The sequence below is a fragment of the Saccharospirillum mangrovi genome (assembly GCF_003367315.1).
Lineage (GTDB): Bacteria > Pseudomonadota > Gammaproteobacteria > Pseudomonadales > Natronospirillaceae > Saccharospirillum > Saccharospirillum mangrovi.
Map to the genome: position 1 here is coordinate 1804820 of NZ_CP031415.1, position 15886 is coordinate 1820705.

Genomic DNA, 15886 nt, shown 5'->3' on the forward strand with positions numbered 1-15886 from the left:
TCTGCCGTAAGGCAACCGTTCTGTACTGACATTGAAGCCGTATTGTCGCCTTGGCAGTACGGCTTTTTAGTTTCCGGCTGACTGATCTTCAGCAGCCGTTAGATAGGTAAGTCATTGGAGGATTCTATGTCACGCCGCAGAGTCGTAGTGACGGGCCTGGGGTGCATCAGCCCGCTGGGAAACGATGTCGTTTCTACCTGGGAAGGCATTCTGGCTGGACGGAGCGGAGCCGCTCCCATTGAATTGTTCGATACCGAAAAATTCGGCACCAAGTTCGCTGCCACGGTGAAAGGGTTTGATCCGACACTGACGATCAATCCCAAAGACACCAAGAAAATGGATGGCTTTATCCAATATGGCTACGCCGCTGCTGTTGAAGCCATCCGTCATTCCGGTATTGAAGCCACGGAAGCCAATGCGCATCGCATCGGCTTTGCCATCGGTGCTGGTATTGGTGGTCTGGATAGCATTGAGCGTAACCACTCCGCCTTGGTCAATTCCGGGCCGCGTCGAGTTTCGCCGTTCTTCGTACCCTCGGCCATCATCAATATGATTGGCGGTTATTTGTCGATCGATTTCGGCTTCAAAGGCCCGAACATTGCGATCACCACGGCTTGTACCACCGGCACCCACAACATCGGTTACGCCGGTCGCACCATTGCCTATGGCGATGCCGATGTGATGATTGCTGGCGGTGCTGAAATGGCGTCCACGCCGCTGGGTATGGCGGGCTTTGGTGCTGCACGCGCGCTGTCGACGCGCAATGACGATCCGCAACACGCCAGCCGCCCATGGGACAAAGATCGCGACGGCTTCATGCTCGGCGACGGCGCCGGCATTCTGGTACTGGAAGAATACGAACACGCCAAAGCGCGTGGCGCGACCATCTACGCCGAATTGACCGGCTTTGGCATGAGTGGTGACGCCTTCCACATGACGTCACCTCCGGAGGATGGCGCGGGTGCCCGTACTTCGATGCATCACGCCATCGCTGACGCTGGCCTGAACGCGACCGATATCGACTACATCAACGCCCACGGCACCTCCACGCAGGTCGGTGATGTCGCTGAAAGTCGCGCGGTACAAGGTCTCTACGGTGCCGACTACAAGCAAGCGGTGATGAGTTCGACCAAGTCGATGATCGGCCATTTGCTGGGTGCGGCGGGTGCGGTAGAAGCCATTTTCAGTGTGCTGGCGATTCGTGATCAGGTCGCGCCGCCGACGATCAACCTGGAAGAACCCGGCGAAGGTTGTGTACTCGATTACGTGCCCAACACAGCGCGCGAGATGCCCATTCGCCATGCCTTGTCGAACTCTTTCGGCTTTGGCGGCACCAATGGCACTCTGGTGTTTAGCAAAGTCTAAAGGACGGGGCTTCGGCCCCGTTTTTTTATGCCAATGAATATCCTCAACGGTCTGCCGACTGATCAACTGGATGTCCGCCATCGCGCACTGGCCTACGGTGATGGCCTGTTTGAAACCTGTCGGGTGGAAAACGGACAAATCCGCTTTTGGTCCGAACACCGCCAGCGATTGAACGAAGGTGCCCGCCGGTTGCAACTCAACTGGGCCAGCGCCGATCAAGACCAACTGGAAGCCGAACTGACCGCTGCCATGCCCGCAGACAGTGGCGTCTGGGTCTGCAAAATTCTGCTGCTGCGCCAGTATCCGGGCCGTGGCTACGATTTCGATCCGCAACAGCAGCGTTGTGACCGGCTGATTCAGCTCTCTCCCTATCAACCTGCCGCCTGGCAGATGTCGGCTGCACGCGTGGTGAGTTCTGCGGTGCCGGCATCAATCAATCCGGCCTTGGCGGGTTTGAAGCATCTGAACCGTCTGGATTCTGTGTTGGCGCGCCAGAGTGCGCGGGCCGCTCAGGTGGATGAGGCGCTGCTTGGGCTGAGTGACGGTTGTCTGGTGGAAGGGACGATGTGCAATGTCTTTATCAAGACCGGCCAGCACTGGCAAACCCCGCCCTTGGATCAGGCGGGTGTGAATGGCATCATTCGCCGTCGCTGGATGCGCCTGGGTCAATTGACCGAGGCGAACTGGCAAATGACTGACCTGCCGCAAGCCGATGCCATGCTGTTAGGCAACGCCCTGATGGGACTGGTGCCGGTCGCCGAAGTGGATGGCCAACCGCTGACGCTGCCTTCGCCGGATGAATTGGCACAGCTGCGCAACCTGATTGGAATACCGAGTGATTAAACGACTGCTGATCGCCATCGTATTGCTGGGCATGATCGCCACAGTGGGTATGGCGCTCTACCTGCGCGACCAACTGACCCAACCCCTGTCGCTGACCGAAGCCACGCTGTATCAAGTTGAAGACGGCGCCTCGCTTAAGCGCGTCTTGAATGACTTTCAGAAACGAGGCTGGCTGAGTGAGCCTCGTCTGCACGAATACTGGTTACGCCTGACCGACCAAACCGCCATTCAGCGCGGCGAGTATCGGCTGCAACCGAACGAAACGCCGAGTGACGTCGTGGCTCGTATGGTCGCTGGCGATAAAGTGATGCGCTCAGTGCAATTTATTGAAGGCTGGAACTTCCGGCAGATTCGGGCCGCACTGGCCGCTCAGGAACATCTGCAACAGACGTTGCCTGAGTTGTCGGACCCGGCGGTCGCTGAATTACTGGGCATAGACCACAGCAACCCCGAAGGCTGGTTTTTCCCCGATACCTACTTGTTTGAACGCGGCCTGGCCGATACCGAAGTGCTGCGGCGTTCGTATCAAAAAATGCAGGCGGAGCTCGAGCGGGCCTGGGCGATGCGGTCCGAACTGCGCGCCATCGAAACGCCTTATGAAGCGTTGATTCTGGCGTCCATCATTGAAAAAGAAACCGGCGCTGCTTTTGAGCGCCCGCAGATTTCAGGTGTGTTCAGCCGCCGTTTGCAGCAGGGCATGAGACTGCAAACTGACCCGACGGTCATCTATGGTTTGGGTGACAGCTACAACGGCAACCTGACGCGCGATAACTTACGGCGCGATAATCCGTACAACACCTATCGACGCGGCGGCCTGCCGCCGACGCCCATCGCCAGCCCGGGCCGGGGCGCGCTGGAAGCGGCGGTGAACCCGGATGATGGCCTGGCGCTGTACTTCGTTGCCAAGGGCGATGGCACGCATTTGTTTTCCGCGACTTACGAAGAACACCAGGCCGCGGTTCGGCAGTATCAACGGTTTGGCCGGCGTCGAGACGACTATCGCTCCGCACCGCCGCCCGACGAAACCCCAGCGGAAGAGGCTACCCAATGAAGGCCGCCTTTATCAGCATTGAAGGCCTGGAAGGCGCGGGTAAAACCACCCAGCGGTCGGTCCTGGAAAGCTGGATAACCGAGCGTTTTGGCGCGCCCCTGGTCACGCGTGAACCTGGCGGAACGCCCATTGCGGAACGCATCCGGTCGCTGTTGCTGTCTCACGATGAAGAACCTTTGGATGCCTGGAGCGAATTGCTGCTGGTGTTTGCGGCCCGACGTCAGCATCTGACTCAGGTGATACAACCGGCGCTGGCAAACGGCCAGTGGGTGATCAGTGATCGCTTTACCGACGCGTCCTTTGCCTATCAGGGCGGCGGTCGTGGTTTGAATTGGTCGCACCTGCAAGCGCTGGAAGAATGGGCGTTGGCCGGTTTTCGTCCGGATTTGACGCTGTGGCTGGATTGTCCGATAGAAACCGGCCTGGCGCGGGCGCGTCAGCGCGGTGAACTGGATCGCATTGAAGCCGAAGATCTGGCGTTTTTTGAACGCGCCCGTGCGGGCTATGAGCGGCGCTTTCAGGAACAACCTGAGCGCATTGTCCGGCTGGATGCGTCGGTCGATATCGACGCCTTGAGCCAACAGGTGCGTGCGGTGTTGCAGGAACGTTTCTCATGACACCCGTCTTGCCCGTTTGGCTGCAACCAGCGAACGATCGGCTGATGCAAGCCTACCGCGCTGAGCGTTTACCGCACGCGATGCTGATCATCGGCCGGGTCGGCGATGGTTTGCATCGGTTCGGGCAGCGGCTGAGCCATCAATTGCTGTGTACCTCCGATGGTGTTCGTCCCTGTGGCGAATGCCGGCCCTGTCAGTTGGTGAAGGCCGGGTCGCATCCGGATCAGCGCGTGATTGAGCCGGAAGGCAAGAGCGACACCATCAAGGTCGATGCAGTACGTGACATTGCCGACTTCATGCACGAAACCGCGCAGCAGGGCGGCAACAAGGTGATTCGACTGACGCGGGCGGATCGCATGAACAACAACGCCGCCAATGCCTTGCTGAAAATGTTGGAAGAACCGACGCCGAACACCTTTTTGCTGTTGGAAACCGAATCGTTGTCGCGGCTGTTGCCAACGGTACGTTCGCGTTGTCGTCTGTTGCGTCTGGATCGCCCCAGCCTCGAACAAGCGCGGGAATACCTGCAACAGCAGTCGGTGACGGATCGGTTGGATGATCGGCTGGCATTAACCGCCGGTGCGCCGCTGGCGGCCGCTGAATTGTCGGACGACGCCCTGACAGCCTGGCAAGGTCGGGTTGAACGCTTTCGTCAGGAACGCGGCTTCAGTGCCCTGGCGGCCTACATTGCCGAACAGGACAGCGATGCCTTATTGGACCAATTGCTGCTGTGGATGGACGGCGCCGTGCACCGCCAGTTTCACACCGAACACGCCATCAGTTCGTTGGATGCACCCGTCGTTGAGCCGCTTTCAGCGTTGCCGAGCGAGGCGTTGTTCGGCTTTCGCGATCTGGTGTTGCGGCTGAAAGAAAGTCTGGCCGGGCAGGCCAACCTCAACGCTCAACTGTGGAGCGAGCAACTGGCGGCTCGGTGGCTGGAACTGACGTCGAACTGAGGCGTTATTCCGTTTCTTTGCGCCGTTTCCGCTTCGGTTCTGGCGGCGGTAACGACTCCGCTGGCGGCACCAGACCATCCTCAATGTAATGACGCGACTCTTCCTGCGTTAACGACACCGAACCTTCCCAGGGCATCAAACGATAAGCCGGACTCGCCGGGCCTTCGAAATCCATGTACGGGTATTTGATGATGTCGAAGTAGGGGCTGTAGTCGAAATCGCTGGGTGTGCAGAGCTTGGGGTTACGCTGAAACAGACGGACATCGCCGTTCACTTCGCGTTTCACCAACGGCAGCAACGGAAACGACACCGAGGCGAATGCCTCTGCCAGCATGGTCGAGCACACCGTGCGCGTGCCACCACCGGGTTTCCAGCGAAACAGCGACGAGCGGAACCGCCTCGGAAACAAACTCCACGGAATGTAAAAGCGCCACAAATCGAGAATCTGGCGGACGTCGTAATTCGTGCCCAGCCGACCGATGGCATACGCCAGCACCAGTTGCACGTCTTCGTAGGCCAGTTCGCGTGGCCGGCAAATGCGCAGGTGCCGGTTTTGATAGACGTTCAATGGTCGGATGATGGTGCCCAAACCCAGTTGGCTTTCGGCGATCAACTGGACGTCGGGCTGGCCGTCGTAGAATTCGCGAATGCGTTGTCGTAAGCGTGGATCAGCCACATCGTGCAGCCGGCCAATGTACAGCGCCGCGTGCGACCAGCGGCTGCGTGTCACCATGCCGATGACGTCGGCCACTCGGGATCGACCTTCGACCAACACAACGTCACCGCTGCGAATTTCATGGCGCAACTTGCGGAAATCGCTGCGCGGATAGTCCGGATGTTCGTGTTCTTCCGTCAGCCAACGTTTCAGGAATTTTTTCATCTTGATGACTCACCCTCCGCTGTCCCGCGTTGCCGGAGTCGTTATCACAGTTATAGACTAGTCCGCGAATTTCGCGCGTACGAGCCCCCATGCTGAACACACTCTTGCCGGTCAAGGATCGCCATCCCACCGAGAGTGCCATCCTCAATTCAGCCATGAGTTTGTTTCTGTTGGCCGGTGAAGATGTCGTCACCATCAGCCGATTGATTCAAACCGCAGGCATCAGCCGCTCGGTTTTTTATCACCATTTTTCCGGGAAAGAAGACCTTTACGCGGCCATCTTGTTGTCGGACGAATTTGGCTTTGGCGACTTATTGCAGCGGCATCGACGCAGCCCGGATTTAACCACCTTGATGCGCGAATGCCTCAAATATCGCATCCAGCATTTGGACAAACACCAGTTGCTGATGCGCCTGGAAGCCAGGCTCGCAAAAGAAGGCACGGAACTCGATCGCTATCGGCAATGGCAACGCCTGAAACGCAACCACATGGCGTTGTTCACCGAAATCGCTGCCGAGCAAATGCAGCTGAATGCCGACAGCGACGAACTGCGTTTCCTCTACGGTTTGATCTGGACGCTGGCCGACGGTCTGGCAACGCTGCGCGACAACGAGCTGTACCACGAACTGATTCAGGACCGGCGTGGTTTCAGTCGCTATTTGATGGACGCCGTTGCGTTGATGGGAAACAAGCCGAATGCGACTTGAGCAACTGCTGCAACAGCTTGGCGACCAGAAAACGCCCCCCGTCGAACGTTGGAACCCGGATTTTTGTGGCGATCTCAACATGCAGATTCGCCGCAATGGCGACTGGTTCTACGAAGGTACACCCATCGGCCGGCCGGCGTTGGTGAAGTTGTTTGCCAGCGTCTTGAAGCGTGAAGGTGACGATTATTTTCTGGTGACGCCGGTCGAGAAAGTCGGGTTGACGGTAGAAGCCACGCCCTTTATTGCAGTCACGGCTGAACGCATTGAAGACACCTGGATCGTTACCAACAACCTGGGCGAACGTCAGCCGCTGGATGCTGATCACCCGCTGGACACTCAAACCGATGCGCAGTTACCGACGATGATCTGGCGGCGCAATTTGCCAGCGCGTATTCATCAGAATCTGATGTACCAATGGCAGGACTGGGCGTTGGAGCAGGGTAGTTTAGATGAAGCGGGGCAGTTGTGGCTCGACAGTGGCGGGGAGCGTTTTTTGCTGGCGCAATTGCCGACGGATTAACGCCTGACTCAGCCATAAAAAAAGCCCCGTTACGGGGCTTTGTTGTTTTACATGTTCGGATAATTCGGACCGCCACCGCCTTCCGGCGTAACCCAGGTGATGTTCTGCGCCGGGTCTTTTATGTCGCAGGTTTTGCAGTGCACGCAGTTTTGCGCGTTGATCTGGAAGCGCGGCTGACCGGCGTCGTCTTGCACCACTTCGTACACACCAGCCGGGCAATAACGCTGCGCCGGTTCGGCAAATTTCGGCAGGTTGTCGCGGATCGGCAAGTCAGCATCTTTCAGTTTCAGATGCACCGGCTGGTCTTCTTCGTGGTTGGTGTTCGACAGAAACACCGAACTGAGTTTGTCGAAACTCAGAACACCATCCGGTTTTGGGTAGTCAATCGGCTGGCATTGGTCGGCCGGTTTTAACTGGGCGTAATCCGGCTTGGCATCCGACAGCGTCCAGGGCAATTTGCCGCGGAACAGATTGATGTCGATAAAGGCGTAGGCGGAGCCCAGAATGTTGCCCCACTTGTGTTGCGCCGGTCCGAAATTACGCTGCTGATGCAGCTCCTTCCAAGCCCAGCTGGCGCGGAAAGCGTCGCCGTATTCAGTCAGATCCTGACCGGCTTCCCAGCCGCTTTTCGCTTGTTTCAGAATTACCTCAGCCGCCACCATGCCGGATTTCATTGCGGTGTGGCTGCCTTTGATCTTGGCAAAGTTCAACGTGCCGGCGTCACAGCCGATCAACAAACCGCCGGGAAAATGCATTTTCGGCAAACTCTGAATGCCGCCTTTGGCAATGGCGCGCGCGCCGTAAGACACACGCTTGCCACCGCTCAATACGTTGGCAAAGGTCGGGTGATGTTTGAGGCGTTGGAATTCATCGAACGGGCTCAGGTAGGGGTTGTCATACCCGAGATCGGTAATCAGACCGACCACCACCTGATTGTTCTCCAGGTGATACATAAAGCTGCCACCGGCGGCGCCATGTTCATCCAGCGGCCAACCTGCGGTGTGCACTACCTTGCCCGGCACGTGCACGGACGGATCGACATCCCACAGTTCTTTGATGCCCAGGCCATAATGCTGTGCCTCGGCATTGGCATTCAGGTTGAAGCGTTCCATCAGTTGCTTGCCCAAATGACCACGGGCGCCCTCAGCGAACAGCGTGGTCTTGGCGTGCAGTTCCATGCCGGGCGTGTAGCCATCTTTTTCGGAACCGTCGGCGGCGACACCCATGTCTCCGGTGATGATGCCTTTAACGGAACCGTCGTCAGCGAACAGGACGTCGGCGGCGGTAAAGCCGGGGAAGATTTCCACCCCCAGGCCTTCGGCATGTTCAGCCAGCCAACGGCACAAATTGCCCAGGCTGATGATGTAGTTGCCTTGGTTGTGCATGGTGCTGGGGGCAAACAGATTCGGCACTTTTATGCCTGAGGTTGGGCTGCGCAGTACCTGAATGTCGTCACCGGTTACCGGGGTGTTCAGCGGTGCACCTTTTTCCTGCCAATCCGGAATCAGTTCGTTGAGCGCGCGCGGTTCGAACACCGCACCCGACAGAATATGCGCGCCAACTTCGGAGCCTTTTTCCACTACGCAGACGCTCAGTTCCTGGCCGTTTTCGGCAGCGCCTTGCATCAAGCGGATGGCCGCCGACAAACCGGCCGGGCCGGCACCGACGATGACAACGTCAAATTCCATGGATTCGCGTTCCATAGGGACCTCCTGGTTCGTGCCCGGTGGGCCGGTGCACTCGGTGACTGGGCTGCCCTCATGTCACGGAATGGGGCAGACCTGCGTTGTAATTTGTTGATTCGGCGCCATCTAGTGGGCGGTCTAAACTGAGCCCAGGCGCCGTCGTGCGGGGAGTTTACCCGCTCACCAAACGAAATTAAAACAACTGTTTGAATTTTTCGTTTAAAACGGCTTAAATGAGGCCCACTCTCAGTTCCAGCCTGGCTTTCGGGCCACCGCATCCACACGATCGAGGACACTATGAAAGTACTGGTACCCGTCAAGCGTGTTGTGGACTACAACGTAAAAGTCCGCGTCAAGCCCGACCACAGCGATGTGGATCTGGCCAACGTCAAGATGGACATGAATCCTTTTTGCGAGATCGCCGTTGAAGAAGCGGTCCGTTTGAAAGAGCAGGGCAAAGCCGACGAAATCGTTGTGCTGTCTATAGGTGACGCCAAAGCTGAAGAACAGTTGCGTAAAGCCATGGCCCTGGGTGCCGATCGCGGCATTTTAATTACCACCGATGAAGCACCGGGCTCGTTGTCAGTTGCCAAGCTGATCAAAGCCGTGGTCGATGCCGAACAGCCGGGTCTGGTCATTCTGGGCAAACAATCCATCGACAGCGACAACAACCAAACCGGCCAGATGCTGGCGGCACTGACCGGTTGGGCGCAGGGCACCTTTGCCTCAAAACTCGAGATTGACGCCGACACCGCCAAGGTCACTCGTGAAGTCGACGGCGGTTTGCAGACCGTGTCATTGAAGTTGCCAGCTATTGTCACTACCGATTTGCGTCTGAACGAACCGCGCTACGCCAAATTGCCGGACATCATGAAGGCCAAGAAGAAACCGCTCGATAAGAAAACCGCAGCGGATTACGGCGTGACCGTCAGCAAAACCATCAATACGTTGAAAGTTGAGCCGCCGGCTGAACGCCAGGGTGGCATCAAGGTGGGCTCGGTTGCCGAGTTGGTCGACAAACTGAAAAACGAAGCGAAGGTGCTGTGATGAGTATTCTGGTAATCGCGGAACACAACAACGAAGCGCTGTCGTCTGCCACCGCTCATACCGTGACGGCCGCCCAGGCGATTGGCGGTGATATCGACATCCTGGTTGCCGGCAACGGCGCTGCGGCTGTAGCCGAACAGGCGGCCAAACTCAGCGGCGTCAAACGCGTCCTGTTGGCCGACAGCCCGCTGTACCAATACGCGCTGGCCGAAGAAATGGCGGCGTTGATTATCGAGCACGGCAAGAACTACAGCCACATTCTGGCCAGCTCGACGACTTCCGGTAAGAACTACTTGCCGCGCGTGGCGGCCTTGCTCGATGTCGAACAGATTTCCGACATCATTGCTGTTGAATCGGCCGATACCTTCAAGCGTCCGATTTATGCCGGTAACGCCATCGCTACTGTTCAATCCAGCGACGCCATCAAAGTCATCACCGTTCGCGGTACCGCCTTTGATGCCTGCGCAACCGATGGCAGTGCCACTGTCGAATCCATTGCTGCTGCGGCGGCTGTGGGTGTGTCGGAGTTTGTTGGTGAGGAGTTGGCCAAGTCCGATCGTCCGGAACTGACTTCCGCCAAGATCGTTATTTCTGGTGGTCGCGGTCTGGGCAACGGCGAGAACTTCGAGTTGCTGTACAAGGTTGCCGACAAGCTGGATGCCGCGGTGGGTGCATCGCGCGCGGCGGTTGATGCCGGCTTTGTACCGAACGACATGCAGGTCGGTCAGACTGGCAAAATCGTCGCACCGGAGCTGTACATTGCGGTGGGCATTTCCGGTCAGATTCAGCATCTGGCGGGCATGAAGGATTCCAAAGTCATCGTCGCCATCAACAAAGACGAAGACGCGCCTATTTTCCAAGTGGCCGATTACGGTCTGGTTGCCGATCTGTTCGAGGCGGTACCGGAATTGGAAAAAGCGCTTTGATGTGCGCGGGAGACGCAAGACGGAAGACGCTTAACGCTGGTTAGGTGGGCCTCGTCTCCAGCGTCTGCCGTCTCCCGTTAAGCGTCTCCCCAAAAACCCGGCTTCGGCCGGTTTTTTTTATTGGGATGAGACAGGGCCGTTCAGTCAAGGAACAGCAAAAGCCGCGCCGGCAGTTGGGTCCGGCCACATCTGCGGGTATAGTGGCCGGATTTTCGGCGGCCAGGGCTGGTCGCTGCAGTAATGGAAGCGGTCATGAGCTGGTTTTTTAAACCACAGCACAAAGCCCAGAAAGACCGGGCAATTCTCAAACGCATCGACGAAACGCTGAGCCGCCAAGGCTTGCCCAGCGCCATCCTGCATTTTCTGGTTTTCCTGTTGCTCGAATGGCAATGGCGTTCAGTTGGCCCGGTGCCAAACGCCAGTTATGTGTTTGGTTTGCTGTTGGTGATCATGGCCGCCTGGCGCTTCATCATGATTGCCCAGTTCAACGATTGGTACGGTCGTGGCCCGGCGCGCTGGCGCGACTGGTTTATCGGGTCGGGTTTTCTGCACGCGGGTTTGTGGTCGGCCTATCTGTTGTATCGTCTGTCTGGCCCCGACCATCCCATTCAATTGCTCGGTTTGCTCTACACCCTGGCGGTTGCCGCTGGTGGCACCTTCGTTTATTCGCTGTACGGCCGCACCGTGCGTACTTATTTGGCGATTTTGTTGTTGCCGGTGGCCGTCTATTACGCATTCGCCCAGCACACCGCGGGCCATTGGCTGATCAGTCTCGCCTTTGTGGCACTCTATCTGTATCTGGTCAGCACCGCTGGCCGGGTGTCTGAATTAGTCTGGGGTTTCCTGACCCACAACCACGAACTCAAGATGCGACTGCGTGCCTTGGAACAGGCACGCGAAGCTAACGTCATTCAAGCCACCACCAACCGCCGCTTCATTAACCAGTTACTGCATCGCATTAAAAACCCGCTCAGTGGCATGCTCGGTGTGTTGGGCATGCTCAGCCATGACGATGCTTCAAGTGAACACCAGGGCATGCTGAACATAGCGCGTCGCAGCGGGCATTCGATTCTCGATCTGGTCAACGATCTGGAAGCCTACATCGAGCAGAAAGATCAGTCGCGTGTGCCGCAACTGGTGGTGTTCAACCTGCGTAAAACGCTGGAACACGCCTTGTCCGATATGGGCAGCAAGGCGCACGAACACGGCTTGGAATTGGCCTATCTGTATCATCCGGCGGTGCCGGAACGAATTGAATCGGACCCGCAGTGGTTGTCGAACGCCTTCCGCCGCTTGCTCGATTTCGCGCTCGACAGCGCTCAGGAAGGTGAAATCACCGTCCGCATCGCGGTGGAACAACGGGGTGAAGAAGAGCGCCTGTTGCTGTCGTTCTATTTCATCAACGAAGCGGTTTCGGTTGACGATCTGCGCGCCGCCATTCACCGCAGTATGCAAACATTGCCCGAGGACGAAGACGTCTCCGAGCAGTTGACGCTGATGGTTGCGGCGGCTCAGTTCCGTGCCATGGGGGCAGAACTCACGGCCAGCAGCCGCGACAAGGGCCACCTGAAAACCATTCGGGTTTCGTTGCCGATGATTGCCTCGTCGCAACAAGCCAGCTCGTTCCGACCGGCGCGTTTCATGGCAGGTCGTTCGGTCGTGTTGTCGGATCTGAGCCCGGTCAACGAACGCGCCCTGAGCGCCGAATTCCTCAGTTGGGAAATGGCGGTATCGACCTGGCCGTTGGACCGTTTGCTTCAGGAATCCGAGCAAAGCGCCGACTTTATTTTGGTCAACATTCCAGTCCAGGACGGCCCGGCGCGGCAAACGCTGGCTCAGGTGCAGCAATTGCTGCATCAATTGGAAGGGCAGACGGTTGCAGTCTTTTTGTACGCTTCAGAATTGCAACGCGGCTTACTGGCCGACTTGCGCGGCGAATTCCACTTTATCGAAAAGCCGATTACCCGCGATGCGTTGCTGCATGCTTTCCGCCGTGCGCTGGATGATCAACGCGTCGATGGCGACCAGGATTATCGCTGCGGTAACACCCGCGTCTTGTTGGCGGAAGACAATCTGGTCAGCCAGAAAGTGGTCAGTCGTCTGTTGGAACGCATGGGCGTTACCGTCGACAGTTGCGTCAACGGTCAGGAAGCCGCGCAGATGGCGGTGTCTGGCGACCCCTATGATCTGGTGATTATGGATTGCCAGATGCCACGCATGGATGGCCTGGAAGCCACTCGGCTGATTCGACAGCACGAACTCAATTCCGGCGAGCACATTCCCATTATCGCCATGACCGCCGAAGACACTCCGGAACAGGAACGCGCCTGTCTGGCGGCCGGAATGGACGATTTCATGGTCAAGCCGGTGAGTTACGAAAGCCTGGTGACCCTGGTGCAACGCTGGGTCGGATAGCTTCGTTAGCGGAAATAGTCTTCTTCAGTTGACGTTGGGCCATAGCAGCCAGGACAGTTAAGATACCGCCGAGGGAATCCGGCGGTTTAAACGAGCAGGACAGTGGAATGACAGCAGTACCTCCAGTTGAATTTGAACGGCGTTTGCCGTTCGCCTTTGCCAAACGTCACGGTGTGGTGATCGACGCCCAGCATGTCGATGGCCCGCGTCTGTTGTATCGCCCGAACGCCAATATCAACGCCTTGCAGGAAGCCCAACGGCTGGCGCAACGCCTGCTGCCGCAAGTGCAGGTGAACGATCAGGAATTCGCCGACTGCCTGAACAAGGCTTATCAAAGCGACAGCGACGACGCCATGCAGATGGTCGAAGGTCTGGGCGAAACGCTGGATCTGAGTTCCCTGGCCGATTCGGTGCCGGAAACCGAAGACCTGATGGAGCAGGAAGACGACGCGCCCATCATCCGCTTGATCAACGCCATTCTCACCGAGGCGGTACGCGAAAACGCCTCGGACATTCACATCGAAACCTACGAAAAACGCCTGTCAGTACGCTTTCGTGTTGACGGCGTATTGCGCGAAGTGGTGCAGCCCAAGCGGGCGTTGGCGCCGTTGTTGGTGTCGCGCATCAAGGTCATGGCGCGGCTCGACATCGCCGAAAAGCGTGTGCCGCAAGACGGCCGCATAGCCTTACGTGTGGCCGGTCGCGAAGTTGACTTGCGGGTTTCGACCATGCCGGCCAACCACGGCGAACGCGTGGTGTTGCGTTTGCTCGACAAGCAAGCCGGGCATCTGGACTTGACGCACCTGGGGCTGCACCCGCAAGCGCTGTCCACGCTGAAAGACCTCATTCAGCGGCCGCACGGCATCATCCTGGTTACCGGCCCGACCGGCTCGGGTAAAACCACGACGCTGTACGGCGCACTGCAGGCATTGAACAGCCAGGCACGCAATATCATGACGGTGGAAGACCCGATCGAATACAGCCTGGCCGGGGTGGGGCAGACGCAGGTCAACACCAAGGTCGATATGACGTTTGCCCGCGGCCTGCGCGCTATTTTGCGTCAAGACCCGGACGTGGTGATGATCGGCGAAATCCGCGATCACGAAACCGGCGAAATTGCCGTTCAAGCCAGTTTGACCGGCCACTTAGTGCTTTCAACACTGCACACCAACAGCGCAGTCGGCGCGGTAACGCGATTGCAGGACATGGGCATCGAACCATTCCTGCTGGCGTCGAGCCTGATCGGCCTCGTGGCTCAACGACTGGTGCGGACACTCTGTCCGGAATGCAAAACGCCGTATGCCGCCGACGCAGCCGAATGTGATTACTTGGGTGTCGATCCGAAACAGCCTCCAACGCTCTATCACGCCGCCGGCTGTAGCAGTTGCCGTAACAGTGGTTATCGCGGTCGCGCCGGTCTGTACGAAGTGATCCGGGTTGACGAAGCCATGCGCCAGCTGATTCACGATCGCGCTGGCGATATTGATCTGGAACGTCACGCCCGAACGCTCTCACCGAGCATTCTCCAGGACGGCAAAGACAAAGTGCTGGCGGGCGTGACGACGCTGGAAGAAGTCTTACGTGTCTACCGGAGTTATTGATGGCTGCTTTTGATTACGCCGCTCTGGATGAACACGGCAAACGCCGCTCCGGTGTGCTTGAAGCCGACAGCAGCCGGCAGGTGCGTCAGCAACTGCGCGACAAAGGTTGGTTCCCGGTCGCCGTTGAACCCAGCCAGAAAAGCCAGAACCGCAGTCGGGGGTTGTTTGGCGGCCCGTCCATTTCAGTGCCTGATCTGGCGCTGGTCACACGGCAGTTAGCGACCTTGGTTGCCGCTGGCATGCCACTGGAAGAATGCCTTCGGGCGGTTGCAGAACAATCGGAAAAAGCCCGCATTCGCAGTCTGATTCTGGCGGTGCGTTCGCGCGTATTGGAAGGCTACAGCCTGGCCCGGGCGCTGAGTGATTTTCCGCGTGCTTTCCCGCAACTGTATTGCGCCACTGTTGATGCCGGCGAACACAGCGGCCATCTGGACCGTGTGCTGATTCGGTTGGCGGATTATCAGGAAGACCAACAGAAGACCCGCAAGCAGATTCAGATGTCGTCGATCTATCCGACGTTTCTGACGTTGGTTGCACTGGGCATTGTCGTGTTTCTGCTGAATTCGGTGGTGCCTGACATCATCGGCGTCTTTACCTCCACCGGCGAACGCCTGCCCGCGCCGACACGGGCGTTGCTGGCCGCCAGTAACTGGGTACAGCGGTGGTGGCTGGTGAGCCTGGTTGCCATTGCACTGGCCGTGGTCGCCTTTGGTGTGTGGAACCGGAATCCGGCGCGTCGCCGCAAGACACATCGCCTGATTCTGCGATTGCCACTGATCGGTCGGGTTTCGCGCGGTTTCAATACGTCACGTTTCATTGGTACCGTCGCCATTCTGACCGGCAGCGGCGTGCCGTTGGTGGAAGCCATGCGCATTGCCGCCGAAGTGGTTTCCAATCTCGACATTCAAGCGGCCGTGCGTGAAGCCACGCTGCGAGTCTCCGAAGGCGGCTCGCTGCACAAGGCGCTGGCGGAATCCGGACACTTCCGGCCGATGATGCTGCACATGATCAGCAGCGGCGAAGCCAGCGGTGAGCTGGATGCCATGTTGCAGCGCACGGCCGACGCCGAGGATCAGCAGGTCAAAGATTTGATCAGCACGGTCCTGGGTTTATTTGAACCGATTATGGTCTTGTTGATGGGCGGCATCGTGCTGATCATCGTCTTGGCCATCGTGTTACCTATCATGGAAATGAACAGCTTTGTGGCTTAGGAATCTCAACACTATGTATAACTGCAACTCTGGGCGTAAACCCAACTCTGCACGTAAACAAC

At 57.9% G+C, this 15886-nt stretch carries 14 protein-coding genes; 12 read left to right on the forward strand and 2 right to left on the reverse strand.

Annotated elements, in window-relative coordinates; translation table 11 throughout:
* The first annotated feature begins 126 nt into the window (after positions 1-126).
* From fabF to holB, 5 genes are read left to right on the forward strand one after another with little or no spacing between them, the layout of a single operon-like run.
* Positions 127-1365, forward strand: coding sequence for a beta-ketoacyl-ACP synthase II (gene fabF, locus DW349_RS08705; protein WP_108127173.1), 1239 nt, complete (start codon positions 127-129; stop codon positions 1363-1365).
* A gap of 27 nt (positions 1366-1392) precedes the next feature.
* Positions 1393-2208 carry an aminodeoxychorismate lyase gene (gene pabC, locus DW349_RS08710; protein WP_108127171.1) on the forward strand — a complete coding sequence of 272 codons (816 nt, stop codon included), beginning with the start codon at positions 1393-1395 and terminating at the stop codon, positions 2206-2208.
* On the forward strand, positions 2201-3259 hold the full coding sequence (mltG, locus tag DW349_RS08715; RefSeq protein ID WP_198650568.1) for an endolytic transglycosylase MltG: 1059 nt from the start codon (positions 2201-2203) through the stop codon (positions 3257-3259). The genes pabC and mltG overlap by 8 nt, the downstream gene beginning before the upstream one ends.
* Entirely contained in the window at positions 3256-3876 is a 621-nt protein-coding gene (gene tmk, locus DW349_RS08720; protein WP_108127169.1) for a dTMP kinase, read from the forward strand. Before mltG ends, tmk begins: the two co-directional genes overlap by 4 nt.
* Positions 3873-4832 (forward strand): DNA polymerase III subunit delta', encoded by a 960-nt coding sequence (holB, locus tag DW349_RS08725; protein WP_108127167.1) that lies wholly within the window; start codon positions 3873-3875, stop codon positions 4830-4832. The genes tmk and holB overlap by 4 nt, the downstream gene beginning before the upstream one ends.
* A gap of 4 nt (positions 4833-4836) precedes the next feature.
* Here holB and DW349_RS08730 read toward each other — a convergent pair whose 3' ends face one another.
* The gene (locus tag DW349_RS08730; protein WP_108127165.1) at positions 4837-5712 is read right to left on the reverse strand and encodes a hypothetical protein; all 876 of its coding nucleotides are present in this window, start codon (positions 5710-5712) and stop codon (positions 4837-4839) included.
* 89 nt (positions 5713-5801) lie between these two features.
* On the opposite strand from DW349_RS08730, the gene DW349_RS08735 reads away from it, so the two are divergent.
* Both DW349_RS08735 and DW349_RS08740 read left to right on the forward strand, forming a co-directional pair.
* A complete protein-coding gene (locus DW349_RS08735) occupies positions 5802-6419 on the forward strand; it encodes a TetR/AcrR family transcriptional regulator (RefSeq protein WP_108127163.1) in 618 nt (205 codons plus the stop codon).
* Positions 6409-6939, forward strand: a complete 531-nt coding sequence (locus tag DW349_RS08740; RefSeq protein WP_108127161.1) for a DUF1285 domain-containing protein — start codon at positions 6409-6411, stop codon at positions 6937-6939. Before DW349_RS08735 ends, DW349_RS08740 begins: the two co-directional genes overlap by 11 nt.
* Positions 6940-6986: 47 nt before the next feature.
* Here DW349_RS08740 and DW349_RS08745 read toward each other — a convergent pair whose 3' ends face one another.
* Positions 6987-8642: an electron transfer flavoprotein-ubiquinone oxidoreductase gene (locus tag DW349_RS08745; protein ID WP_108127159.1), complete on the reverse strand. Its 1656-nt coding sequence runs from the start codon at positions 8640-8642 to the stop codon at positions 6987-6989.
* A 279-nt stretch (positions 8643-8921) separates the two neighbouring features.
* Here DW349_RS08745 and DW349_RS08750 point away from each other — a divergent pair, with 279 nt between their 5' ends.
* The 5 genes from DW349_RS08750 to gspF all read left to right on the forward strand — a co-directional run bounded on the left by DW349_RS08750 (position 8922) and on the right by gspF (position 15824).
* A complete protein-coding gene (locus tag DW349_RS08750; RefSeq protein ID WP_108127157.1) occupies positions 8922-9671 on the forward strand; it encodes an electron transfer flavoprotein subunit beta/FixA family protein in 750 nt (249 codons plus the stop codon).
* Positions 9671-10597, forward strand: a complete 927-nt coding sequence (locus tag DW349_RS08755) for an electron transfer flavoprotein subunit alpha/FixB family protein (RefSeq protein WP_108127155.1) — start codon at positions 9671-9673, stop codon at positions 10595-10597. Before DW349_RS08750 ends, DW349_RS08755 begins: the two co-directional genes overlap by 1 nt.
* Positions 10598-10849: 252 nt before the next feature.
* Positions 10850-13012, forward strand: coding sequence for a response regulator (locus tag DW349_RS08760; RefSeq protein WP_162824629.1), 2163 nt, complete (start codon positions 10850-10852; stop codon positions 13010-13012).
* A gap of 107 nt (positions 13013-13119) precedes the next feature.
* The gene (gene gspE / locus DW349_RS08765) at positions 13120-14613 is read left to right on the forward strand and encodes a type II secretion system ATPase GspE (RefSeq protein ID WP_108127151.1); all 1494 of its coding nucleotides are present in this window, start codon (positions 13120-13122) and stop codon (positions 14611-14613) included.
* Entirely contained in the window at positions 14613-15824 is a 1212-nt protein-coding gene (gene gspF, locus DW349_RS08770) for a type II secretion system inner membrane protein GspF (protein WP_108127149.1), read from the forward strand. Before gspE ends, gspF begins: the two co-directional genes overlap by 1 nt.
* Positions 15825-15886 lie beyond the last annotated feature (62 nt).

Bases quoted from the DNA above. Each gene is read 5' to 3' on its own strand.
- DW349_RS08750 (WP_108127157.1), top strand. From the start codon at position 8,922: ATGAAAGTACTGGTACCCGTCAAGCGTGTTGTGGACTACAACGTAAAA.
- DW349_RS08755 (WP_108127155.1), top strand. From the start codon at position 9,671: ATGAGTATTCTGGTAATCGCGGAACACAACAACGAAGCGCTGTCGTCT.
- DW349_RS08745 (WP_108127159.1), bottom strand. From the start codon at position 8,642: ATGGAACGCGAATCCATGGAATTTGACGTTGTCATCGTCGGTGCCGGC.
- gspF (WP_108127149.1), top strand. From the start codon at position 14,613: ATGGCTGCTTTTGATTACGCCGCTCTGGATGAACACGGCAAACGCCGC.
- DW349_RS08760 (WP_162824629.1), top strand. From the start codon at position 10,850: ATGAGCTGGTTTTTTAAACCACAGCACAAAGCCCAGAAAGACCGGGCA.
- fabF (WP_108127173.1), top strand. From the start codon at position 127: ATGTCACGCCGCAGAGTCGTAGTGACGGGCCTGGGGTGCATCAGCCCG.
- tmk (WP_108127169.1), top strand. From the start codon at position 3,256: ATGAAGGCCGCCTTTATCAGCATTGAAGGCCTGGAAGGCGCGGGTAAA.
- pabC (WP_108127171.1), top strand. From the start codon at position 1,393: ATGCCAATGAATATCCTCAACGGTCTGCCGACTGATCAACTGGATGTC.
- DW349_RS08730 (WP_108127165.1), bottom strand. From the start codon at position 5,712: ATGAAAAAATTCCTGAAACGTTGGCTGACGGAAGAACACGAACATCCG.
- gspE (WP_108127151.1), top strand. From the start codon at position 13,120: ATGACAGCAGTACCTCCAGTTGAATTTGAACGGCGTTTGCCGTTCGCC.
- holB (WP_108127167.1), top strand. From the start codon at position 3,873: ATGACACCCGTCTTGCCCGTTTGGCTGCAACCAGCGAACGATCGGCTG.
- DW349_RS08740 (WP_108127161.1), top strand. From the start codon at position 6,409: ATGCGACTTGAGCAACTGCTGCAACAGCTTGGCGACCAGAAAACGCCC.
- DW349_RS08735 (WP_108127163.1), top strand. From the start codon at position 5,802: ATGCTGAACACACTCTTGCCGGTCAAGGATCGCCATCCCACCGAGAGT.